The organism is Actinoplanes sp. CA-030573 (genome assembly GCF_050951115.1).
Taxonomy (GTDB): Bacteria; Actinomycetota; Actinomycetes; order Mycobacteriales; family Micromonosporaceae; genus Actinoplanes.
Genome location: NZ_CP192038.1, coordinates 8,205,488 through 8,228,022 on the forward strand (window position 1 = coordinate 8,205,488; position 22,535 = coordinate 8,228,022).

21 protein-coding genes are annotated in these 22,535 nt (G+C 71.8%); 7 read left to right on the forward strand and 14 right to left on the reverse strand.

Translation table 11 applies throughout. The annotated features are described in order from the left end of the window. Positions 1 to 10: 10 nt before the first annotated feature. Positions 11 to 2,086, forward strand: a complete 2,076-nt coding sequence (locus tag ACQP2F_RS37765) for an ArnT family glycosyltransferase (protein WP_433296184.1) — start codon at positions 11 to 13, stop codon at positions 2,084 to 2,086. A gap of 41 nt (positions 2,087 to 2,127) precedes the next feature. Beyond that, on the forward strand, positions 2,128 to 2,742 hold the full coding sequence (locus ACQP2F_RS37770) for a pyridoxal 5'-phosphate synthase (protein ID WP_433296186.1): 615 nt from the start codon (positions 2,128 to 2,130) through the stop codon (positions 2,740 to 2,742). A 14-nt stretch (positions 2,743 to 2,756) separates the two neighbouring features. Here ACQP2F_RS37770 and ACQP2F_RS37775 read toward each other — a convergent pair whose 3' ends face one another. Next, entirely contained in the window at positions 2,757 to 3,164 is a 408-nt protein-coding gene (locus tag ACQP2F_RS37775; RefSeq protein ID WP_433296188.1) for a MarR family winged helix-turn-helix transcriptional regulator, read from the reverse strand. A 56-nt stretch (positions 3,165 to 3,220) separates the two neighbouring features. Here ACQP2F_RS37775 and ACQP2F_RS37780 point away from each other — a divergent pair, with 56 nt between their 5' ends. Then, positions 3,221 to 3,928, forward strand: a complete 708-nt coding sequence (locus tag ACQP2F_RS37780; protein WP_433296190.1) for an alpha/beta fold hydrolase — start codon at positions 3,221 to 3,223, stop codon at positions 3,926 to 3,928. A 36-nt stretch (positions 3,929 to 3,964) separates the two neighbouring features. Here the strand turns inward: ACQP2F_RS37780 and ACQP2F_RS37785 are convergent, their stop codons facing one another. The 7 genes from ACQP2F_RS37785 to ACQP2F_RS37815 all read right to left on the reverse strand — a co-directional run bounded on the left by ACQP2F_RS37785 (position 3,965) and on the right by ACQP2F_RS37815 (position 12,514). Further along, positions 3,965 to 4,645 carry a hypothetical protein gene (locus ACQP2F_RS37785; RefSeq protein ID WP_433296192.1) on the reverse strand — a complete coding sequence of 227 codons (681 nt, stop codon included), beginning with the start codon at positions 4,643 to 4,645 and terminating at the stop codon, positions 3,965 to 3,967. Positions 4,646 to 4,799: 154 nt separating this feature from the next. Next, positions 4,800 to 8,021, reverse strand: coding sequence for an AAA family ATPase (locus ACQP2F_RS37790; RefSeq protein ID WP_433296194.1), 3,222 nt, complete (start codon positions 8,019 to 8,021; stop codon positions 4,800 to 4,802). Positions 8,022 to 8,026: 5 nt separating this feature from the next. Next, positions 8,027 to 9,100, reverse strand: coding sequence for a trypsin-like peptidase domain-containing protein (locus ACQP2F_RS37795; protein WP_433296196.1), 1,074 nt, complete (start codon positions 9,098 to 9,100; stop codon positions 8,027 to 8,029). A 72-nt stretch (positions 9,101 to 9,172) separates the two neighbouring features. Continuing rightward, a complete protein-coding gene (locus ACQP2F_RS37800) occupies positions 9,173 to 10,288 on the reverse strand; it encodes a M24 family metallopeptidase (RefSeq protein ID WP_433296198.1) in 1,116 nt (371 codons plus the stop codon). 76 nt (positions 10,289 to 10,364) lie between these two features. After that, the gene (locus ACQP2F_RS37805) at positions 10,365 to 10,634 is read right to left on the reverse strand and encodes a YggT family protein (RefSeq protein WP_433296200.1); all 270 of its coding nucleotides are present in this window, start codon (positions 10,632 to 10,634) and stop codon (positions 10,365 to 10,367) included. 95 nt (positions 10,635 to 10,729) lie between these two features. Then, positions 10,730 to 12,001 carry a hypothetical protein gene (locus ACQP2F_RS37810; RefSeq protein WP_433296202.1) on the reverse strand — a complete coding sequence of 424 codons (1,272 nt, stop codon included), beginning with the start codon at positions 11,999 to 12,001 and terminating at the stop codon, positions 10,730 to 10,732. Positions 12,002 to 12,010: 9 nt separating this feature from the next. Next, entirely contained in the window at positions 12,011 to 12,514 is a 504-nt protein-coding gene (locus ACQP2F_RS37815; RefSeq protein ID WP_433296204.1) for a SigE family RNA polymerase sigma factor, read from the reverse strand. Between the two features lie 170 nt (positions 12,515 to 12,684). Between ACQP2F_RS37815 and ACQP2F_RS37820 the strand changes: the two genes are divergently transcribed. Further along, the gene (locus ACQP2F_RS37820; protein ID WP_433296207.1) at positions 12,685 to 13,491 is read left to right on the forward strand and encodes a transglutaminase-like domain-containing protein; all 807 of its coding nucleotides are present in this window, start codon (positions 12,685 to 12,687) and stop codon (positions 13,489 to 13,491) included. A 66-nt stretch (positions 13,492 to 13,557) separates the two neighbouring features. Here the strand turns inward: ACQP2F_RS37820 and ACQP2F_RS37825 are convergent, their stop codons facing one another. Both ACQP2F_RS37825 and ACQP2F_RS37830 read right to left on the reverse strand, forming a co-directional pair. Then, positions 13,558 to 13,950, reverse strand: coding sequence for a VOC family protein (locus tag ACQP2F_RS37825; RefSeq protein ID WP_433296209.1), 393 nt, complete (start codon positions 13,948 to 13,950; stop codon positions 13,558 to 13,560). Positions 13,951 to 13,964: 14 nt separating this feature from the next. Then, positions 13,965 to 14,645, reverse strand: a complete 681-nt coding sequence (locus tag ACQP2F_RS37830; protein WP_433296211.1) for a TetR/AcrR family transcriptional regulator — start codon at positions 14,643 to 14,645, stop codon at positions 13,965 to 13,967. Positions 14,646 to 14,736: 91 nt separating this feature from the next. Between ACQP2F_RS37830 and ACQP2F_RS37835 the strand changes: the two genes are divergently transcribed. Beyond that, positions 14,737 to 15,678: an SDR family oxidoreductase gene (locus ACQP2F_RS37835; RefSeq protein ID WP_433296213.1), complete on the forward strand. Its 942-nt coding sequence runs from the start codon at positions 14,737 to 14,739 to the stop codon at positions 15,676 to 15,678. Between the two features lie 144 nt (positions 15,679 to 15,822). Here ACQP2F_RS37835 and ACQP2F_RS37840 read toward each other — a convergent pair whose 3' ends face one another. Continuing rightward, the gene (locus ACQP2F_RS37840; protein ID WP_433296215.1) at positions 15,823 to 16,785 is read right to left on the reverse strand and encodes an isopenicillin N synthase family dioxygenase; all 963 of its coding nucleotides are present in this window, start codon (positions 16,783 to 16,785) and stop codon (positions 15,823 to 15,825) included. Between the two features lie 167 nt (positions 16,786 to 16,952). On the opposite strand from ACQP2F_RS37840, the gene ACQP2F_RS37845 reads away from it, so the two are divergent. Beyond that, the gene (locus ACQP2F_RS37845) at positions 16,953 to 18,374 is read left to right on the forward strand and encodes a purine-cytosine permease family protein (RefSeq protein ID WP_433296218.1); all 1,422 of its coding nucleotides are present in this window, start codon (positions 16,953 to 16,955) and stop codon (positions 18,372 to 18,374) included. Here ACQP2F_RS37845 and codA read toward each other — a convergent pair. Both codA and ACQP2F_RS37855 read right to left on the reverse strand, forming a co-directional pair. Beyond that, positions 18,364 to 19,602: a cytosine deaminase gene (gene codA, locus ACQP2F_RS37850; RefSeq protein WP_433296220.1), complete on the reverse strand. Its 1,239-nt coding sequence runs from the start codon at positions 19,600 to 19,602 to the stop codon at positions 18,364 to 18,366. The two genes, ACQP2F_RS37845 and codA, sit on opposite strands and share 11 nt — an antisense overlap. 60 nt (positions 19,603 to 19,662) lie before the next feature. Continuing rightward, complete coding sequence (locus ACQP2F_RS37855; protein ID WP_433296222.1) at positions 19,663 to 20,595, reverse strand: alpha/beta fold hydrolase; 933 nt, start codon at positions 20,593 to 20,595, stop codon at positions 19,663 to 19,665. An 81-nt stretch (positions 20,596 to 20,676) separates the two neighbouring features. Between ACQP2F_RS37855 and ACQP2F_RS37860 the strand changes: the two genes are divergently transcribed. Further along, positions 20,677 to 21,630 (forward strand): helix-turn-helix transcriptional regulator, encoded by a 954-nt coding sequence (locus ACQP2F_RS37860; protein WP_433296224.1) that lies wholly within the window; start codon positions 20,677 to 20,679, stop codon positions 21,628 to 21,630. Here ACQP2F_RS37860 and ACQP2F_RS37865 read toward each other — a convergent pair. Then, complete coding sequence (locus ACQP2F_RS37865) at positions 21,618 to 22,445, reverse strand: phosphotransferase family protein (protein WP_433296226.1); 828 nt, start codon at positions 22,443 to 22,445, stop codon at positions 21,618 to 21,620. The genes ACQP2F_RS37860 and ACQP2F_RS37865 overlap by 13 nt on opposite strands. Positions 22,446 to 22,535: the final 90 nt, after the last annotated feature.

Consider the following 22,535-nt stretch of genomic DNA (forward strand, 5'->3'; position numbering starts at 1 on the left):
CAGTGGCGGCATGACCTTGACGCTCGACCCTCCGCACGCCTCGGCCGCGCCGGCCACCACGCTCCGGCGACGCCGCGCATGGGACCGGCCCGCGCTCGTGGCCCTGCTGGTCGCCACCGCCGTGCTCTATCTCTGGGACCTGTCGGCCTCCGGCTGGGCGAACGAGTTCTACGCCGCCTCGGCCCAGGCCGGCTCCCAGTCGTGGAAGGCCTGGCTGTTCGCCTCGCTCGACGCCGGCAACGCGATCACGGTCGACAAGCCGCCGGCCGCGATGTGGGTGATGGGCCTGTCCATGCGGATCTTCGGGGTGAACAGCTGGTCGCTGCTCGTGCCCGAGGCGCTGATGGGGGTGGCGAGCGTCGCGCTGCTGTACGCGGCGGTGCGTCGCTGGTTCGGCCCGGCGGCCGGGCTGCTGGCCGGCGCGACGCTGGCGGTGACGCCGGTGGCGGTGCTGATGTTCCGCTTCGACAACCCGGACGCGCTGCTCGTGCTGTTGCTGACGGGGGCGGCGTACGCGACCGTGCGCGCCGTGGAGAAGGCCTCCTGGAAGTGGCTGGCGCTGTGCGGCGTACTCCTCGGCTTCGGTTTTCTCACCAAGATGCTCCAGGCGTTCCTGGTGCTGCCCGGGTTCGCGCTGGTCTACCTGATCGCGGCGCCCACGTCGGTCGCCAAGCGGGTGCGCGACCTGCTGATCGGCGGGCTCGCGCTGATCGTCTCGGGCGGGTGGTTCGTGCTGCTGGTGTCGCTGTGGCCGGCGTCGTCGCGGCCCTACATCGCGGGCTCGACCAACAACACGCTGTGGCAGCTCGCGATCGGCTACAACGGGCTCGGCCGGATCTTCGGCGGCGAGGGCAACGGCGGCGGCGGCGGCGGTGGCGGTGGCGGCGGCGGCATGTTCGGCGGGTCGCCCGGCCTCACCCGGATGTTCGGTGACGCGTTCGGGCTGGAGATCTCCTGGCTGCTGCCGGCGGCGCTGGTCGCGCTCGTGGGCCTGCTGGTGTTGTCGGCGCGGGCGCCGCGCACGGACCGCACCCGGGCGGCGGCGGTGATGTGGGGCGGGTGGACGGTCGTCACGGCACTGACGTTCAGCTACATGAGCGGGACCGTGCACCCGTACTACGCGGTCGCGCTGGCCCCCGGGATCGCGGCACTGGTGGCGATCGGCGCCCGGGTGATGTGGGGAATGCGGGCCGCCGTCGTGGCCCGGGCCGGTCTCGCGGCGATGGTCGCGGTGACGGCGATCTGGGACTTCGAGCTGCTGGGCCGGGTGTCGTGGGCGCCCGCGCTGCGGTGGGGCGTGCTGGTCGTCGGGCTGGTCGCGGCGGCCGGGCTGCTGGTGCCGGGTGCGGTGCTGCGGCGGGCCGGGCTCGTCACGGTCGCGGCGGTGGCGATCGGCGCGACCGGGGCGGCGAGCGCGGCCTGGGGCGTGAGCACGGCGGGCGTGGCGCACACCGGATCGACCCCGACCGCGGGGCCGGCCGGGGTGTCGACCGGCGGGGGATTCGGCCGGGGCGAGGGCTTCGGCGGATTCGACGGCGGGCGCAACGGCGGCTTCCCGGGCGGCGAATTGCCCGGCGGCGAGTTGCCCGGCGGCTTCCCCGGCGGCGGCCTCCCCAGCGGCGGCTTCCCCGGCGGCGAGGATCAGAGCGGCGCGACCGGCGACCCGAGCGGCACGAGCGGCGCGACCGGCGACCCGAACGGCGCGGCCGGCGGCTTCCCGGGCGGCGGCGGGATGGGAGGCGGCGACGGCCAGCAGGCGAACTCCGAGCTCGTGGCCCTGCTCAAGGCGACCGGCACCCGCTGGGCGGCGGCCACCACCGGCTCGATGCAGGCGGCCCCGCTCCAGCTCGCCAGCGGCCGCCCGGTCATGGCCATCGGCGGCTTCACCGGCAGCGACCCGTCACCGACCCTCGCCCAGTTCCAGGCCTACGTGAAGGCGGGCGAGGTCCGCTACTACATCGCCGGCGGCGGCTTCGGCGGCCGGGGCGGCGGCGGGTCGGAGATCAGCCAGTGGGTGGCCGACAACTACACGGCGACGACGGTCGGCGGCACCACCGTCTACGACCTGACCAAACCCACCAGCTGAGGTTGACCCGTACCCCGGGGTGCGGGTCGACGATGACCGTCATGATGACGTTCAGCGGAGACACCACCCTGCGGCTGGCGGAGTTCGATGCTCCGCCACGGGACCCGATCGTGCTCCTGCGCTCCTGGCTCGACACGGCCACGGAGCGCGGGGTGCGCGAGCCGTACGCGATGACGCTCGCGACCGTGGCCGCCGACGGCACCCCGTCGACCCGGGTCGTGCTGCTCAAGGCCGTTGACCACGGGCTGGTCTTCGGTACGCAGGCCGGCAGTCGCAAGGGGACGGACCTGGCCGCCCGCCCGGTCGCGAGCGTCACGTTCCACTGGCGCGAGACGGTCCAGCAGATCAACGTGGCCGGCCCGGTCCGCCGCCTGGACGACGCCGCGTCCGACCGCCTGTTCGCCGACCGCCCGGCGGCCGCCCGGGCCACGACCGCCGCCTCCGCCCAGAGCCGCCCGCTCGACAGCGAGGACCGGCTCCGCCGCCGGGCGGCCGCCCTGCTGAAGACCGGTGTCTCCCGCCCCGGTGACTGGTTCGCCTACCGCCTGGAGCCGGCCGCGATCGAGTTCTGGCAGGGCAGCGACGACCGCCTGCACCGCCGCCTCCGCTACGACCGCGCACCCGAGGGCTGGCGGCCGTGCCGCCTGCAGCCGTGATCCCAAGCCGCGTGCTACAGCCCCAGCTTCCGCAGCAGCCCATCGAAGGTCGCCAGCTCGGCCGGACTCAACGGCGCGAACGACTCGGCCAGCACCCCTTCGACGATCCTCGCCGCCTCGGCCCGCAACCGCTCCCCGTGCGGGGTCAGCCGGAGCCGTACGGCCCGCCCCGGCCCGGCCACCCGCTCGATGAACCCGCGCTCCTGCATGCGGGTCGCCAGCGTCCCGAACGCCTGGTCGCTCTGGAACGTCAGCCGCGCCAGGTCGTGCAGGGACGCGCCCGGGTTCTCCGCGATGTGCCGCAGCGCGTCCCACTGCACCAGCGAGATGCCCAGCTCGGCGAGGGCCGTGTCGCCGGCCCTCAGGTGCCGGACCTGCAGCCGTTTCACCGCGAGGCCGATCTGGCCGATGGGACGCGTCATGCCGTACACGCTACATCAGGTTGTTTATATCAACATGTTGTTATAGCGTGGCCGGCATGACTTCCTTCCTCCTGCTGCACGGCGGCGCCGGTCCCGCCTCGGTCCGGGCGTTCGCCGACCGCCTGGCCGCCGACACCGGGGCCCGCGTCGTCGCACCCGCCCATCCCGGGTTCGACGGCACCGAGCGGCCGGCCGCGCTGACCACGATCGGGCACCTCGCCCGGCACTACGCCGACCTGCTCGACGAGCTCGGCCTCGACGACGTCTGCGTGGTGGGCAACTCGATCGGCGGCTGGATCGCGGCCGAGCTGGGCCTGCTGCACCCCAAGCGTGTCTCGAGCCTGGTCATCGTCGACGCCGTCGGCATCGAGGTGCCCGGCCATCCGGTCGCCGACTTCTTCGCCCTCACGCTCCCGCAAGTCGCGCAGCTCAGCTACGCCGACCCCGCCCGCTTCGCCATCGATCCCGCCTCCCTGCCACCCACCGCGAAGACCAACCGCGAAACCCTCCGGGTGTACGCCGGGGAGCCGTCGATGACCGACCCCACGCTCCGCGCGCGCCTCGCCGGCCTGCGCCTGCCCACGCTGGTGATCTGGGGCGAGGCCGACCGCATCGCCGATCCCGCCTACGGCCGCGCCTTCGCCGACGCCATCCCCGGCGCCCGTTTCGCGGAGCTGCCGGCCACCGGCCACCTGCCCCAGATCGAGTCCCCGGAGCTGCTCCTGCCCCTGGTCACGACCTTCGCCAGCCATCACAGCCGGTGATCTCGTCGCCGTTTCGCCCGCTACCCGCCGATCTGGTCACAACCAGCCCTGCTCCTTGGCGTGGATGAGCGCCTCGGTGCGGTTGCGCGTGCCGAGCCGCCCGTACAGGTCGCGCAGCAGGCGGAACATCATGCGTTCGGAGTAGCCGGACCGCCCGGCCACCTCCGCCACGCTTGCCCCCCGCGCCAGCTGCCGCAGCCACGAGAGCTCGTCGGCCGTGGGTCCGGCGCCGGCCCCGCCGTCCGGCCCCGCCCGCAGCAGCGCCCGCAGCACCTCGGTCGGCAGCAGGCTCTTCCCGCCGGCCGCCGCCGCGAAGACCTCGCGCAGCAGATCCGGCGCCGCGTCCCGGGGCAGCGCCGCGACCGCTCCCGCCGCCAGCGCCCGTACGTGTGCGGCCAGACTCGGCTGATCGAGCAGCGCGATGACCGGGTTGCCGCCCGAGCCACGGCAGACGGCGTCGAGGGTCGCCCAGTCGTCCTGTTCCTTGACGGTGAGCAACGCGATCCGAGCCTCCGGCACGGCCGCCCACGCGACGACATCGTCGGTCTCCTCGGCCGCATATCCCGCGTCCGCCACCGCCGCCATGACCCCCAGCCGGAAGAACGGCAACGGATCGACGACGGCGACCCGGAGAACCATCGATTGATAGTCGTCCACCGTCTCCACATTGACCAGCGCATCGAGGTGGCGTGTCGTGGTCGCGCCACCGGGCGTCACGCTCGCGACCGCCCGGTTGCGTCATGGACCGGCGTCGCGGCGCCCACCTAGCGTCGAAGACGTATGTTCCACCGGCGCTACATCCAGGGCAGGACCAACCCCGGCGGCAGGGACTCCGGGGGTTCCGGCGTGGCGAGCGTCGTCGCGCTGATCATCATCGTCCTCCTGGCTCTGGCCCTCTGGGCTTCTTACCAAGCGCAAGATGACCAATCCGGTGGGCGAAACCAGAGTCCGAGTCCAACGAGTCAATCATCGAGTTGATCCGCTGCACGACACCGCGCGCGCCGGTGATGTCCCGCGCCGCCCGGTAGGCGGCGGCGGCCGCGTCGACCAGGCTCTCGTCCGGCCGGGAGAGCGCGAGCCCGGCCAGGATCAGCGCCCGGTGATCCAGGATCTCGAACTCGGCACGATCCGGCAGCAGCGCGAGCGCCTGCTCGAACGCCTCCGCCGCGGCGGACCGGTCGCCGTCGCGGTACGCGATCATCCCCCACAGCGTGCGGCCGGTCGCCGTGCGATCGCGCCGGACCGCGTCGGCCGCGTCCTTGAGATCGCGCCGGGCGAGGCCGGCGAGGGCGAGCATCGCCCGCGCGTCGCGCTGCATCTGCCGGTCGCCGGTCCGGGACCCGATCCGCGCCGCCTCGCGCGCATCGTCGACCGCCGCCGGCGTGTCGCCCGCGGCCAGGGCGAGATCCGCCCGGTAGAGGTAGCACTCGGCGAGCTCGAGGCCCAGCGCCGCGTCCCGCCCGATCCGGATCCCCTCGTCGAGCCGATCGCGGGCCACGGCATAGTCGCCGATCAGCCGGTGGAGCCGGCCCTCGTTGCCCGCGATCGCGACGAGCAGCTGTCTCTTCTCGGTGCTCGACCGCCGGGGCAGCAGGCCGGCGGCCTTCGCCTGCATGGCCAGCGCGCCGTCGAAGTCGCCGGCGCGGGCGCGGACGGTGCCGAGTCCGATGTACGCCGACGCCCGCGACGCCCAGGCCCCCGGCCGCCATCGTGACGTGGCGGCCAGCACCGACCGGAACCACTCGGCGGCCTCGTCGTACCGGCCGGCATCGAAGGCGGCGTCGCCCAGGGTCGCCATCAACCCGGCCCGATGGTCCGCGCGCGGCCCCCGGTCGAGGGCGGCGCGGGCGTGCGCGGCCGCCAGGTCGGGACGCCGTTGTTTGCTGTAGGCCCAAGCGAGCTGGCTCTCCAGCCATCGTCGCCGGCGCACGGACATCTCGGCCGGGAACTGGGCGAGGGCGCGCACGGCGACGTCGGCGTAGTTCCAGCGCAGCAGGTAGCGATCGTTGAGGTCGGCGATCAGGTCGAGGGCGGTGCCGTGCTCGCCGGCCCGGATGCGCAGGTCGATCTCGGCCAGGTGGTCGGCGAGATCCCCGAGCTCAGTAATCTTCTCGGGGGTATTCGGGCGGCGGGCGAAGTACTCCGCCGCGAGATGGGCCAGCCGCACCTGGCCGAGCGGCACTCCCCGGCCCGGGTCGAGCGTGCGGAGCAGGGCGTCACGGTCCTGTCGCGGCGGGACGTAGTACCGGTCGCCGGCGTCGCGCCGGATCAGCCGGAGCCGGGTCAGGCGGGCCGTCCGCAGGTCGGTGGCGGCGTCCCGGACGTACGGCCGCAACAGCTCCTTGATCGCCGCAAGCGGCACCGGCCGCCCGAAGACCGCCAGGATCTGAAGGATCCGCCGATCCTCCCGGTCGAGCCCGTCGAAGGTCCGGTTCAGCAGGAACTCGGTCAGGTTCTCGACCGGGTCGCGTTCGAGCCGGCCGATCAGGTCGGCGATCGATCGGTCCGACCCTCCGCTCAGCCAGGCGAACAGGAGCTCCAGCGCTCGCGGTTGCCCGCCGAGCAGGCTGCACAGGTAGGTGATCCGGCTTTGCGGCACGCCGGACAGGCCCAGCCGCCCGTCCCCGTCGAGCGCGAGCAGGAACGCCCGCGCGTCGTCGCGATCCAGACCATGACCCAGCCGCACCGGTTCGCTGCCGGCCGGCACGGCATCGGCCTGCGAGACGAGCAGCACGCGTACGTCCCGGTCGTCCCGCTCCCGGATCATGTCGACGACCTCGCGCAGCTCCTCGTCGGCGAACCGCGTCCGGCCGTCGACGGTCTCGAAGAGCTCGTCGGCGTTGTCGATGACTACGAGCACCGGGAAGCCGGCCAGCTCGTCGAGCACCCGGTCGAGGAGATCCCGCCAGCCGATCCCCTGGCGGCGCGCGGTCTCCAGACGGCGGCAGGCGTCCTCGTCCCGCACCATCGGCAGGAGGGCCAGCACCACGGTGGCGGCGTTCACCGGCTCGAAGCCGAAGACCGGCAGGTAGACGAAGCCGCGGAGCCGCCACGGCAGGACCTTCGCCCGCAGACCGGCCAGCAGCTCGGCGATCAGGCCGGTCTTGCCGATCCCGGCCGGGCCGATGAGCGCGACCATTCGCACGCCGGTCCGGGTCAGCAGCTCCACGATCTCGTCGCGATAAGGCTTGCGGTCCTGGAACTCGCCGGGGGGCGAAGCCGGCGGCTCGCCGTGGCACACCGGCTCGTCCGCCGGGGCGGGCGCGGTGGACGGTCGCACGCCGGCCGGTACGCCGCCGGGCCGCCGCGTGCCCCGCAGGTTGAGCTCGTCGATCAGCGCATCGAGGTCGTCGAGCTCGTTGTCGATCCGGGCGATCTCGGCGGCATCCGCGCCGTGCCGGTTGCGCCGGATCCGCTCCCGCCGGTCGAGCAGCTTCTGCAGGCGCCGCTCCGGGAGGCCGGCGAGCCGGAGCCGATCGGTCAGCGCATCGAACCCGCCCACCGTGTCCAGCGCTCGCATCCAGTCGGCGGGAGCGGATCGGGAACCGGGCGCCAGCGCGACCACGTCGAGGCCCATGGCCAGCGCCTCCTCGACCTCCGCCCGGCAGGCCGAGTCCGGCGTCGAGGCGTCCGGGGTGGCGATGAAGACCAGCACCTCCGAGGCCCGCAGCTTGTAGCCGTCGCCGCGCCAGGCCTGGGCCGGCGTGCCCGTGCGCCGCAGGTGGGCGGCGAACTCGTCGGCCGTCTCCCGTCCCCGGTCGGTGCAGGCGACGGCGAATACGACGTGGTCGCCGCGCGCCCTCGGATCGGGGTCGGCTGCCGCCCGCGCCCGGGTGACGGTGTCGTAGAACTCCTTGACGTCCGGGTTGTTCCGGCTCGCCTCGACCAGGAGGGTGACCAGCCAGTTCTGCCGCTGGGCCGTCTTCACCACCTCGGCCGCGTTCTCCCGGCGGTTTCCCTTGGCCAGCCGGATCTCGTCGTAGTCCTGGTCACACTCGTGCAGCAGGTCGGCCAGGGTGCCGTCGGTGTAGTCGCGCACCAGCAGGCGCTGCAGGGCGGCCTGCTGAGGGCCGGTGAGGATGAGCTTGCGCATGGCGGTCAGCCGCTCAGCGCGGTGCCGGTGTTCCACCGCGCCGTGGCTCGGCGCAGGGCCGCGACCGGGATGCCCTCGTTGAAGGCGGCCGGGTGCGCGCCGTCGGCGGCGTGGTGCAGAGCTATCCACTGCCAGTCGGGGCCGAAGCACGGGGCGCCGGACGAACCGGGGGACGTGGTGGTGCGGTAGCGGACCCGGGTGCCGGTCCGGTTGACGCCGATGACCGCCTCGGTGTCGAACGCCACGACCAGCGGACCGCCGCCGGGGTGCTGGACGATGTGGAGGGCCGGGTTCGCGGTGAAGTCGTGGTCGGTGGGCGGCATCGCGATCCAGCCGCGAGGTGGCGCCGGATCGGGCGACGGGCCGCCGACCGGCTCCTCGCCCGGACGGCCGGCGACGCGCAGCAGGGCGAAGTCGAGCTCGCCGTCACCGGGCTCGGCGGCCGGCGTGGCGGGGGGCGGCAGGCGGTACGGGCTCGCGGCCAGGCACCAGTCGGCATCCAGCCGGTGCGGGGTGCCGGGATGGCGGGTCGCGCCGTCGGAGGGATAGGCGTAGTCGAACCACAGGACCACCTCGGCGGGCCGGACGCGGCCGTCGAGGAGCGGCTCGACCACGTGGTAGTTGGTCATCACCAGGTCGGGGCCGACCAGGAAACCGGTGCCGCCGCCGGTCGGGAGGCCGACGTGGCAGACCCGGCCCTCGATCTCGCCCAGCCGGGCCCGCCACGACGCCACGTAGTACGTGGACCGCGCCTTTCTGATCTGCGCTTCCAGACGCCGATCGTCGAGGTCGACCGCCGGCGCCAGCGCGAACCGCTCGCCGAACGCCTGTAGCGCCGGGTCGGAGGGACGCGCCGCCCGCGCCGCCGCGACCAGGGCCGGCCACCAGCGCTCGCGGTTGGCGTGGTCGATCACCCGGTAGAGCGCGGCCAGGAGATCGTCGGACGGCGCGACAAGGTGCTCGATGTCCCGGTCGAGCCGGTACCGCAGCAGCTGGCCGAGCCGCTCGCGGCCGAACGCGGCCGCGAGCAGTCGTTGGAGCTCGCCCATCTCCGGGCCGGTGAGCTGAGACGGACGCATACTCACCATGGTCGATGACAGGACCGCGCCTGGCGATGGCAGATCTCTGACACCGCGCCCGCGCACGCATCGCTAGGCGACGATCCCCAGGCCGTGGTCGGTGTTGTTGAGGCGGCGGCCGCCGTCGGCGGTGACCGTGACGATGTCCTCGATCCGTACGCCGAACTTGCCGGGCAGGTAGATGCCGGGCTCGATCGAGAAGCACATGCCCGGCACGAGCGGCTGCTTCTCGCCGGCCACCATGTAGGGCGGCTCGTGCGTGGTGACGCCGATGCCGTGCCCGGTGCGGTGGATGAAGTACTCGCCGTAGCCCGCGTCCCGGATGACCTGGCGCGCCACCCAGTCGATCTCCTCGCACGCGACACCGGGCCGGACCGCTTCGAAAGCCGCCTGCTGGGCGCGGCGGACGATCTCGTGCACCTCACGCACCTCGTCCGAGGGCGACCCCACCGCGACCGTACGGGTGGTGTCCGACCCGTAGCCGTCCAGGAGCCCGCCGAAGTCCAGCACCACGGCGTCGCCCTCCTGGATCACCCGCTCCCCCGCCTCGTGGTGCGGGTTGGCGCCGTTCGGGCCGGACCCGACCACGGTGAAGTCGACCTGCTCGTGGCCGAACTTGCGCAGCAACGACGCCAGGTCGCCGGCCACCTCGGTCTCGCGACGGCCGGCGAAGCGTACGCCCAGGATCTCGCCGTAGGCCGCGTCGGCGGCCGCACCCGCGGCAGCCAGCCGGGCCAGCTCGTGCTCGTCCTTGATCGCCCGCAGCATCGGCTGGCAGTCCGACAGCGCCTCGTACGACGAGCCCGGCACCGCCTTCTGCAGGCCGATCAGGTGCATGGCCCAGGTCGAGTCGGAGATGCCGTACCGGCCGCCGGACCGCAGCAGCGGCGCGACCGACTGGTAGGGATCGTTGCCGTCGGCCCAGTCGACCAGGGTGAGCGCGCCGGCACCCACCGCCGCGGCCGCGTCCGGGCGCTCGAGCGCCGGCACCACGAGCGTGGGCGGCCGGTCGGGGGTGAGCACCAGCAGCGTGAGCCGCTCGGTGACCGCGGTCGGCTTGTACGCGGTGAGCCAGCTCAGGTCGGGACCGATCCCGACCAGGACCCCGGCCAGCCCGGCGGCCGTGGCCGAGTCGACGGTGTGCCGCATGCGGGCCGCGTAGTCGTCGGCAGTGAACTCTACGGACATGGGATCAGTATCGGGCCCGGAGAGCGCGCCGCGCCTCATCCCCCGGGAAGGAGGGAGGCGCGGCGGCGCCGACCGGTCAGGCGATCAGCGAGCGGATAAGGACGATCGCGAAGAACACGATGATGAAGGCGAGGTCGATCGACATCCCGCCGACCCGCAGCGGCGGCACCAGCTTCCGGACCGGGGCGAGGATGGGCTCGGTGGCCGCGGTCACGCCCCGGGTCAACCGGTATCGGAACGAGCCGGCCATGGACGGGCCGGCCAGCGCGACGCTCCAGTCGAGCAGCGCGCGAGCCACCAGCAGTACTTGCACCAGCAGCAAAACCAGGCTGACGAGGGCGAGCATCTTTCCTCCAGTCACCGAAAGCCACCGAACGCGGCGGCTCCTACACTGTGCGTCGGATTTCTGTGAGGTCGCTGGAGAGTTTCTGTATCGGCCAGCTACCGGCAGCGCCAGATGACCGCGTGGATCGTGCCGCCGGCATCGTCGGACTGCCCGGCGATCAGCCGGCCGTCGTCGCTGACCTGGTTCGGGATGGTGGAGAGACCGTCGGGCTTGCGCTGCACCAGCTCGGGCAGCACCACCGTACGGCCGCCGGTGGAGAGCACCGCGCGGCCATTCCGGTCGGTGCCGACCAGCCAGCCGTGGGCGTTCGAGCCGTTCGGCGGGGGCGCCACGTCGGTGACGATCGCCGATTCGCCGGTGCGCACGTTCCAGCGCACGACCCACATGTCCTCGGGCTTGCCGGCGCCGGTCCGGCTCTGGTCGGTCCGGTCGGCCACCCCGACCGCGATGCCGTTGCGGATGCTGAAGACGCGCGCACTGACCGCCTTGGCGCCGTTATGGCGGGGCAGCGGGAGCGCGTGGTGCGTGCCATCCGGGAACCAGACGTACGGGACTTTGAGGTCCAGGTTGCCGACGGTGGTGCCGTCCTCGTCGATGTCGCTCGCCGTCGCCTCTCCGGTGCCCTTCGGCGCCGGCAGCCGGACCGGGTCCGCCGACGACGACGGCCAGACCACCGCGGCCCGCCGCCCGTCGTCATCGCCGACGATCGCGCCGGCGTTGTTGATCGCGTTCGCGTGGCCCTGCTCCACGCCCTTGAGCTTGACGACCTTGCCGTTCCGGTACGCGTACGGCAGCGAGATCGCCTCACCGTTGCCGTCGTCGAGATAGCTGAAGCCGACCGCCTCGCCCGCCGAGTTGACGTCGTTGAGCCCCTCCTCAAGGTCGCCGGGGAGCATGACGTTCCGGCCCGTGCCGTTGTGCCAGATCACGGCCTGGTAGCCGTCGTGCGGGTAGGAGCGGCCGACCAGGTACTGCCCGGTCGGGTCGGCACCCGAGATCAGCGCCATCGAGACGTTGCCGGGCACCGCGAGCCGCTCGATCGCGCAGCTCGTGGGCGCCTCGGCGGCCGGCGCCACGAAGCCGGTCGTGCCCGGGATGTGGTACGCCGGCTTCGGCGCCACCGTGGTCCGCGACGGGGACGGTTTCGGTGTCGTCGCGGTCACCGCGGTGTGCCGGGCGGGACCGCCGGCCAGGGCCACGCCCCCGGCGACGGCGGCCGCGGTCAGCACGGCCGCGCCCGCGTACCCGGTCGCCCGGCAGCGCCGCCGCCGGCGACGGCCGGCGGCGATCGCCCGCTCGATGCTGACGGTCGACGGGACGCCCGGCTCGTCGTCGAGGTGGCGCAGAAGATCAGTTTCCGAAGGCATGGCCGGCTCCTAGGAGTAGTTCGCGAACTGCCGCTCACCGAGCAGTCGCCGCAGGGTGGCCAGGCCCCGGGAGGTCTGGCTCTTGACCGTCCCGGCCGAGCAGCCGAGCATCCCGGCCACCTCCTCGACCGGCAGGTCGTAGAAGAACCGCAGCACCAGCACGGCCTGCTGCCGGCGCGGAACCCGGCTCAGCGCTGACCGCACCACCTGACGGTCCTCGACGCCGTGCTCCTCGGCCGGCAGGGGCTCGGGCATGTCCCGGAACAGCCGGACCCGGGTCCAGGCCAGCCGCCGCTCATCGACGAAGGTGCGGACGAGCATGGTGCGCACGTACGCGTCGAGGTTGTCGGCCTGCCGGGCCCGCCGCCATTTCACGTACAGCGTGGTGATCGTCTGCTGGACCAGGTCATCCGCGCGATGCGGGTCGTTGACCAGGAGGTACGCGAGCCGCCGCAGCGCCGGAATGCGGGCCGCCACGTAGTCGACGTATTCCTCGTCCGAGCCGTCCGCCATCGCCGCGTCCCTCCGCCGGTTCATCACCCCTGAGACGGGGCCGGCGGGCGCTTCGGTTGTCACGAGGCCTGTGGAAAGCGGGGGAAAGTTGTCGTAGGCCCGTGCTTGACTCCACCCCCACCCAACGGGCGGGGGCCTGGCTACCTGCGAATTTTGTACCCTCTGCCCCCATGGACGACATGGCACGCTTCTACCGGCAGCCGAGCCGGACCTCCGATCTCGGGCGGAACCGGCACCGAGCGCTCGGCCTCCCGACCGGCCCCGAGGCGCTCGGCGCCATCGTGCGCGGGCTGCTGATTCACGACTACACGGCGCGGGTTCAGGGCCTGCGGTTCTCCGCCGAGCGCATGGCCCACAAGGAGACCGTCGGCGCCGAAGCGATCCTGGACAACGTGATCGGCATCGACCCGGCGCCTCTGGCGAGCGAGCGTCCTGTCGAGCGGAGAATGTACGGCTTCTGCTATCACTTCGCGCTGCTGCACTGCGCGTTGCTGCGGGTAACCGGCACTCCGGCGCGCATCCGATGCGGTTTCGCCGGCTACTTCGTGGCGCAACGCTGGATCGACCACTGGGTCGTCGAGTACTGGGATGGTTCCGGTTGGACGCTGACCGACCCGCAAACCGGGCGCAGCGGCTTGACGCGCGACGACTTCCAGGACGGCGTCACCGCGTGGCAGCTCTGTCGCGATGGCGCTTCGCCGCCGGCCGCCTACGGCAACGGAGAGTTGTGGGGCTGGGATGAGCTGCGAGGCAGCCTGATCAACGACGTGGCCGCCCTCGGCAAGGTCGAGGTGGCCGGCTGGTACTGGTGCGACCGCCTCCAGGTGGAGCCCCTCGACCAGCCGCACGATGAGCTCGACGAGTCACTCGACGTCCTGGCCCGTCTCGCGGCCGCCGCGGAGTCGAGCGAGGAGCTCGAGAAGTGCTTGGCCCGCTATCCGGAGTTCCAGCCGCCGGCCGGCGCCGTCGCGCGCTAGAGCCGGAGATCATCGGCGGTTCGAGGGTGCCTCCTCGGCGCAGCTGCCTCCGCGACGGTGTTCGGCTTACGGCGCTCCCAGGAGGTCCCACCGGTTTCCGGCGATGTCGAGGAAAACCGCGACGCGGCCGTACGGTTCGGTGCGCGGCTCACGAACGAACGTGACCCCGGCCTCGGTCATCCGTTGGTACGCGGCGTCGAAGTCATCGACGCGGAGGAAGAACCCGACTCGGCCGGCCGCTTGGTCACCAACCGCCCCGGCCTGGCGCTCGCCGTCCGCCCGGACGAGGAGGATGCCGGTCTGGGCGCCGGACGGGCGGACGACCACCCAGCGCTTGGGTCGCCCGTCGTTGGTGAGCGATGGCGAGTCCTCGACGAGGTCGAACCCGAGTACGCCGGTGAAGAACTCGATGGCCGGGTCGTACGCGTCCACGATCAAGGCAACCAGGTCGATCTGCACCTCGGCACATCCGCTCAGGCTTCAAGGCGTGCCACCACGCCGACAAGGTGGCTGGTCAGTCCCTCGGTGAGATTGTGGGCGAACATCTCCTGCGGTGCGGGAACCCGCATTTCCTGCATGACCTGGGCGACCGCGGCGGTAGGGCGGGCGTACGGCCAGAGGCCGGCGGTGATGACGAAGACCGCCCCGGCGAAGTGGCGGGCGCCGGCGATGTCCATGTGCGGAAGGCAAGCCCGGATGAGATCGGCCAGCCGGTCGTGGTGGGCGGCGGCCCGCGCCTTGAAAGAACGGGCGAACTCGACCGAGACATTCCGTTCCAGCACACCGGCCATCGCCGCGATCAGGTCGCACAGCAACGGGGTGTCGATCAGGCTACGAGCGATGGCGGCGGCCAGCGCCGTCTCGATTCCGTAGCGGCCGGCGCGAGGCGGGATGCCGGGCAGCTCGGCGGTCAGGCGCTCCAGCCACGCCTCCCGGTTGCGGTCGAGGATCTCCAGGAAGATGGCCTCGCGGCTGTCGAAATAGCGCAGCAGACCGGACTTCGCCAGGCCGCTCCGCTCACTGATCTGCACCAGCGTCACATCGTCCACCGACCGCTCGGCCAGCAGGTGCTCGGCGGCATCCAGGATCACGGCCCGCCGGGCATCCACATGCGCCGGCCGCCGCGCGCGCTGAAACTCCACGTCCGCCGCCATGCCAGCAGGTTAGCAGACCGGCGTTCCGTTGACAGCAGAACGCAGGTCCATTATCTTTGCGGAACGACGGTCTGTTAAGAAAGGGACACTCATGACGCTTCCCCACACTCACGTTGCGGTCGGAGACCTGAGCGGCAAACGAGTCCTGATCACCGGCGCCAACAGCGGCATCGGCTTCGGGCTCACCCGTCGTTTCGCCGCCGCCGGTGCCGAGGTGATCCTCGCCGTACGGAATCATGCGAAAGGTTTGGCCGCCCTCGATCAGGTCCGTACGACGACTCCGCATGCCCAGCTGGAGCTGCGTCGTCTCGACCTCGCCTCGTTGGCGTCGGTAGCCGACCTCGGCAAGGAGTTGGCCGCCGAAGAACGGCCGCTGGACTTCCTGATCAACAACGCCGGAATCATGAAACCGCCCCGGCGCGAGCTCACCGAGGACGGCTTCGAGCTCCAGTTCGGCAGCAACTACCTCGGCCACTTCGCGCTGACCGCGCACCTGCTGCCCTTGCTGCGGGCCGCGGGCACCTCCCGGGTGGTCACATTGAGCAGCCTCTACAACCGCAGCGGCCGCATCGACCTGGACGACCTCAACGGCGAGGACTACGACGCGCAGCGGCAGTACGCGCTGTCCAAGCTGGCGAACTTGATGTTCGCCCGCGAACTGAACAAGCGGAGCCTGGCCGGCGGCTGGGGCATCCGCAGCAATTCCGCCCACCCCGGCGGCACCGTCACGAACCTGCAGACCACCGGCCCCGGCGACACCCTGATCACCCGCCTCGGCCGTCTGACCTACCGGTTGCCCTTCATGTGGCAGCAGGTCGACACCGGCATCCTGCCCGCTCTCTACGCCGCGACCAGCCCCGAGGCCGAGGGCGGCGGCTACTACGGGCCGGCCGGCGTGTTCGAGCTGACCCGCGGCGTCAAACCGGCCCGGGTTCCGGCCCGCGCACTCGACGAGGACACGGCGAGCCGCCTGTGGGATGTCTCCGAACGACTCGCCCGGGTCACCTTTCCCGTCGGCTCCAGCCCGCGTTGACGGCGATCCGGCCGGGCTCGCCGGCCTCGGTCGTGGGCACGCGCACGGTGGGCACGCCAGATGGGGCCGGTCAGGACCCGGCACCCGGGCGAGGTGCCGGGCCGCTTGCGAGGTGGTCACCGCAGATTCTCATCGCCACCGAGCTCAGCTGACGGAGGCCGCGGCCTCCCGCTCCCGGTAGTAGTCGCCGGCCACCACGGACGGATACTCCGTGCCGCCACCGACCGGCGGCGCGAGCGGCGTGACGACCCGGTCCATGTCCATTTCGCAGAAGACGATGAGGCTGATCAGTTCCTCGTTCGGATCGGCGTCCGACGGCGGCAGCACTCGGTGCCGGGTGGAACGCCACCGGTCGCCGGTCCACCGGGCGAGCAGATCGGCGATGTTGACCGTGAAGGCGCCCGGCACGTACGGCGCGTCCGCCCACTGGCCGTCGCGGGTCTGCACCTGCAGCCCGCCGTAGCCCGGCTGCCGGTCGAGGATGGTCAGCATCCCCCAGTCGGTGTGCGGTGCGACCCGGAACTGCCCGTCGAGCGGCGCACCGGTGACCGCCAGCGCCGGATAGCGGTTGATGTTGAAGGTATACGGCGCGTTCCGGGTCCGCTCGACGAAGTAGCCGGGTTCCAGCCCGAGCGCGGTGGCCAGCACCTCCAGCAACTCCCGATAGAGGTCCTGGACCTGGGCGGCGTACGCGGTCACCGGCTCGCGCAACTCGGGCACCTCGGCCGGCCAGACATTCGCCATGAACCACGCGGGGTCGCCGGCCGGGTCGGCACGCCCGAGTGTGAAGGTCTCCTTCAGGTCGGCCTTCTCCGCGTCGGCGACCTCCCCGTAGAACGCGTTCGCCTCCCGGCCGGACGCTATCCACCCCCGCCCCCCGACGCCCGTCGCGTACGCCTGCTTGATGGTTTCGGGCAGCGCGAAGAAGGCGCGGGACGACTCGCGGATGCGCTCCTTGACCGAATCGTCGATACCGTGCCCGCTGACCAGGAAGAACCCGGAGTCCTGCATGGCCCGGTCGAGCCGGGCGGCCAGCGCGGCGCGCTCCTCGCGGCCGGCGGCCCGCCACGCGCCGATGTCGAACAGCGGAATGTCGGGTGTCTTCATCATTCACATCCCAGCCTCGGAGGAAGACCCTGACCGTACGTGCCGTCTGTTACAACCGGCTGCCGGGCGGCGCGCAACCGGCCCGAAACACACCCGGAATGCGACCGGCGCAGATCGGCTGTGTACTCCAACGATCGAGGTCCGTCAGGATCGGAGGCGGGACACATATGACAACGCTGGGAACACCGGCCGAGGTATCGGCCGAGGTCCGGGAGGGCACGTACGGCGCCCGGCTGACCGCGGTGGAGCCGGGTGGCGCCGGCTTCATTCCGTTGAGCGAGCGGCACGGCCGGCCGATGAACCTGTTCTGGACGTGGATGTCGCCGAACCTCGAGTTCGCGACCGTCTTCGTGGGTGTCATCTCGGTGCTGTACTTCCAGCAGACGTTCGGCCAGGCGGTGGCCGCGATAGTGCTGGGCACGGCGCTCGGGTCGGCCACCCACGGCATTCTCTCGGCGCGCGGGCCGTCGATGGGCGTACCGCAGATGGCGCTCTCCCGCATCGGCTTCGGCTACCGCGGCAACATCCTGCCGGCCGGCCTCAACGCCATCGTGGCCGGCATCGGCTGGTTCGCGGTCAACAGCGTCAGCGGCGCGCTCGCCCTGGCCACCCTGACCGACCTGCCCAACCTGCTCTGCCTGGTGATCGTGGTGATCGCCCAGGTGGCGATCGCGTTCTTCGGGCACAACCTGGTGCAGGCGTTCGAGCGGTACGCGTTCCCGATCCTCGCGGTGATCTTCCTGATCACCTCGATCATCACGCTGAGCAAGGCGACCCCGTCGGCGGTGGCCGGCGGCACCGGCGGCACCGGCGGGTTCCTGCTGACCGTCGGGGCGTCGTTCGGGTACGCGGCCGGCTGGAACCCGTACGCCACCGACTACACCCGCTATCTCGCCCCGACGACCAGCAAAGTGGCCACCGGAGTCTGGGCCGGCCTGGGCGTCTTCGTCTCGTGCGCATTCCTGGAGATCGTCGGCGCCGCCTCGGCCACCATCGCGGCCCCCGGCATCGAGAACCCGACCGAGGCGTTCACCAGCCACCTGCCCTCGTTCGTCGGCAACCTGACCCTGCTGGCCATCGCGCTCGGTGCGATCAGCGCCAACGCCATCAACATCTACTCCGGCTCGATGTCGTTCCTGGCGCTCGGTGTCAACGTGCCGCTCGGCCTGCGCCGGGCCATCGTCTCCGGGGTCTTCGGCGTGCTCGGCTTCCTGCTGGCCTGGTCCGGGCTCAGCGACGCCGGCGAGAAGTACGAGAGCTTCCTGCTGATCATCTCGTACTGGATCGGCCCGTGGCTGGCCGTCTACTTCGCCGACTGGTACCTGCGGCGCGGCAAGCGGGTCGACGGCTTCCTCTACGACAAGAAGCACAATCCGTGGGCGGGTGTCGTGGCCATGGGCGTCGGCATGGTGGTGTCCATCTGGCTGTTCTCCAACCAGACCAAGTACGTCGGGCTGGTCCCCAAGCACACGCCGGCACTCGGCGACATCACCTTCGAGGTCGGCTTCGTCCTGGCCGCCGTGCTCTTCGTCATCCTGTTCCGCTTCCAGCGCGACCGCGACGCCGAGGAGGCCGCCGTCATCGAGTGAAACCGACCTCCTCCGGTACGCCGTTCCAGACCACGGTGCTGCGGGCGGGCTGGGTTTCGGCGACGACCCGGCCCGCCCGCAGCACCAGCAGGCGCGGACGCTGCAACCGCAGCGCCTCCGCCGCGCTCGTCGCGTCGAACACCACCAGATCGGCCGGGCCGCCCGGACGGATCCCGTAGTCCTCGACCCCGAGCGCCGCGGCCGGCCCGCTGGTGATCATGTCGAGCAGCGTGCGCAGCTCGTCGTCGCCGCTCATGTGGCCGAGGTGGGCCAGCACGAACGCGGCCTGCAACGGGTCGCCGAAACCCAGCGGGTACCACGGGTCCATCACCGAGTCGTGCCCGATCGCCACGTTCACCCCGGCCGCGAGCAGCTCCTTCACCCGGGTGTGCCCGCGCCGGATCGGTCCCGCGTCGAAGCGCCCCTGGAGGACCGCGTTGTCCAGCGGGTTCGTCACCATGTGCAGCCCGGCCCGGGCGATGTTGGCGATCAGTCGTGACGCGTACGCGGCGTTGTAGGAATGCATGGCCGTGGTGTGACTGGCCGTCACCCGCCCGCCCAGCCCGCGCCGGATGGTCTCGGCCACCATCGTCTCCAGGAACCGGGAGTGCTCGTCGTCGGTCTCGTCGCAGTGGATGTCGACGCGCAACCCGTGCTCCTGGGCCAGCGCCATCGCGAACCGCACCGACTCGACGCCGTCCTCCCGGGTCAGCTCGTAGTGCGGGATCGCGCCGACCACGTCCGCGCCCAGTTCGACCGCCCGGCGCATCAGATCCTCGCCGCCGTCGAACGACCGGATCCCCTGTTGCGGGAACGCCACCAGCTGCAGATCCATCATCCCGCGCACCTCGTCGCGCAGCTCGACCAGCGCCCGCAGCGCCCGCAGCTGCGGGTCGCAGACGTCGACATGACTGCGCACGTGCTGCACCCCGCAGGCAAGCTGCCAGCGCAGCACCCGCCGCACCCGGTCCTTGACATCCTCGACGGTCAGGTCGCGCACCCGCTCGGCCCAGATCGCGATCCCCTCGAACAGCGATCCGGACCGGTTCGGCCGCGGCTGCCCGACGGTGAGCACCGCGTCGAGGTGGATGTGCGGCTCGACCAGCGGCGGGGTGACCAGCCGGCCGCCCAGGTCGCGCGTCTCCTTCGCCGGGCCGGCCGGCACGATCCGCCCGCCGTCGATGCCGATGTCGCCGCGGGAGGTGTTGGTGAGCAGCAGATCGATCATGCCCCGAGTCTGGCCGACGTACGTTACGCGCGGAAGGCGCGCCCCGGCGGGTTGGTGGCGTCAGCCCCGCCGGGCCAGCCACTTCAGGATCGCCTCGGTCGTTTCCTGCGGCTTCTCCTGCTGGATCCAATGACCGCAGTCCAGATTGACCACTTCCACGTTCGGCACGAACTCCGTCAGTCGTTCCGCCCTGGCGACCGTGTCGCGGTCGCCGTAGATCATGAGGGCAGGCTGCCGGATGATCGGGTCCACGTCCGCCAGCAGATGCCAGTTGCGGTCCAGGTTCCGGTACCAGTTGAGTCCGCCCGTGAACCCGGTCGACTCGAAGGCAGAGACGAAGACGGCCAGTTCGCTGTCACTCATGATGGGCTCGCCGAGCGGGGCCCCCGCTCGGGCCAGGTTGATCAACGCATTGCCCGGCTGAGGCGGGGCGAGGGGCACGTTCTTCCGGTACAGGTTCCGGAGGAACTGGTACGTGTTCTCCTCGAACACGGCGTCGGCGACGCCCGGCTGCCGGTTGAAGTGGACGAAGTAGAAGTCGGCGCCGAGCACGGCCGCCATGAGCTCGATCCAGGGTGTCTCTCCGCGCTCCTGGTAGGGCACGCTCAGCGCTACCACGCCGTTGACCCGGTTCGGGTGCAGCAGGGTCAGGCCCCAGACGACGAAGGCGCCCCAGTCATGGCCGACGAAGGTGGCGTCCTCGTAGCCGTAGTGGTCGAGGAGCGCGACGAGGTCACCCGACAGGTGCTCGATGTCGTAGTCCGTCACCGCGGCGGGACGGGACGAGTTGCCGTACCCCCTCTGGTTCGGGGCGATGACGTGGTAGCCCGCCGCCGCCAGGGCCGGCACCTGATAGCGCCAGGAAAAGGCGTGCTCCGGCCAGCCGTGACAGAGCACGATCGGGTTCCCCGCGTTCTGCCGGCCGGCTTCGAAGACTTCGAGCTCGACGCCGTTGACCGAAATGCGGGTGGGCTCGGGAAAATCGATTGTCATGCCGGCATCGTGCCGACCCATACCGGTCACCTCCTGACCGGTTTTGGTGGAAGTGTTGCCCGGGTGCGAGCCGACCGGTTGATGGCCATCCTCCTCCTGCTGCAACACCGCGAGCAGGTGACCGCGGCGGAGGTCGCCCGCGAGCTGGAGATCTCCGAGCGCACCGCCCGCCGCGACCTCGACGCCCTGGGCATGGCCGGCGTGCCGGTGTACTCCGTGCAGGGCCGGCGCGGTGGCTGGCGCCTCGTGGGCGGCGCCCGCACCGACCTGTCCGGGTTGACCGCGAGTGAGGCCCGCGCCCTGTTCCTGGTCGCCGGCCCCGCCTCGTCGGTCACGCCGGCCCTGAAACCGGCCCTGAAAGCGGCGCTGCGCAAGCTCGTCCATGCCCTGCCGGAGCCGTTCCGGGCGCAGGCCGAGGCGGCGGCGTCATCACTCGTGACGGACCCGCAACGATGGGGGTCCCGCCGGGTCGAGCCCCGACCGCCTCGCTTCCTCGACGAGCTCCAGGATGCGGTGATCCGCGGCGTCCAGGTCCGGCTCGGCTACACCGACCGGGACCGCAGCGAAACCGAGCGGACCGTCCACCCGCTGGGCATCGTCGCCAAAGGCCCGTCGTGGTACCTCGTCGCCGACACCGGGACCGGCCGGCGGACCTTCCGGATCGACCGCGTCTCGTCCGTCGACCCGACCGGCGATCCCGTGCACCGGCCCGATGACTTCGACCTGGCGCAGAGCTGGCGCGCGATCGCCGACGAGGTCGAACGCAAGCGAACACCCCTCGAGGCCCGGGCGATCTGCGCGCCCCACGGGATAGACGTGCTCCGGATGGGATTCGGCGCCCGGCTCGTAGTGGGAGGGCCTACGCCCGACGGCCGCGTCGAGGTGGTGATCCGCGGCAACGACGAACACCTCCTCGCCGGCGAGCTCGCCGGGCTGGTCGCCTACCTCGAGGTGACCGGGCCGCCGGGGGTGCGCGATCACCTGGCCTCGATCGGCAACGCGCTCGCCGAGCGATACGGCGTCTATCCGGACTGAGCCGCTGCCTTCCGGAGTTCGTTCAGCCACTCGATGCCGAGCCGGTGGCCGTCGGGGAATTGGTCGTCGCGGTCCCACCGCCACGCTGTGATCATCGCCAGTACGAGCGTCCGGCAGTCCCGCAGCAGCTGGTGATCGACGCCCGGGTAGTGGTCCGCGACCTCGTCGGGCGCGTGGGCCAGGTCGAACTCGACGGGTCCCCGGCAGCAGGTCTCGAAGTCGATGAATAGCGGGCCCGCCCGAGTCGGGAGCAAGTTGCCCGGATGAGGTTCGCCGTGCAGGAGTTGCTCGGGCCGGCGGCTCTCGCTGACCGCTCGTCGCAAGCGGTCCAACGTGCCGGCGAGGAAGGCTCGCTGCGGGTCGGCCAGCGCCGGCGTGCGGAACGGGTCGGCCACCAGCGTCTGCGCCTCCGCAACCCGGTCGGTGAAGTGCGGGGTGGGCAGGTCGACCATGCGCATTCCGGCGTGCAGCCGTTCCAGCGCCTCGGCGTAGTCCGCGGCGGGGATCGCTTGGGTGGTCACTGGTTCGTAGTAGGCCCAGAGCGTGACCTCGTAGTCGCCGCGGACGAAGACCTCGGGCGATGCCAATGCGGCCACCGGGCTACCGACCTCGGCCAGCCGCTGGGCGACATCCCGTTCGAACGCGGCGCCCCCGTGCGCCGCCGGGGCCACTCGGGCCAGCACGTCGCAGGGCCGCAAACGCAGGCTGAGCTTGTTCGAGTTGTGCAGGACGGCGGCGTCGTGGGCGGCCAGGCCGAGCGATGAGGCGCTCGAGATGGCCGCCTCGGTTGCCCGCCGGGCCTCATCCGCCTGCATCGAAGCACCGTAGCTCGACAAATCTTCTCGCGGCGACTTTTCATCATCGGTCAATAGGACCGGCAGTTCGCTGCCGTAAAAGCGTTATAC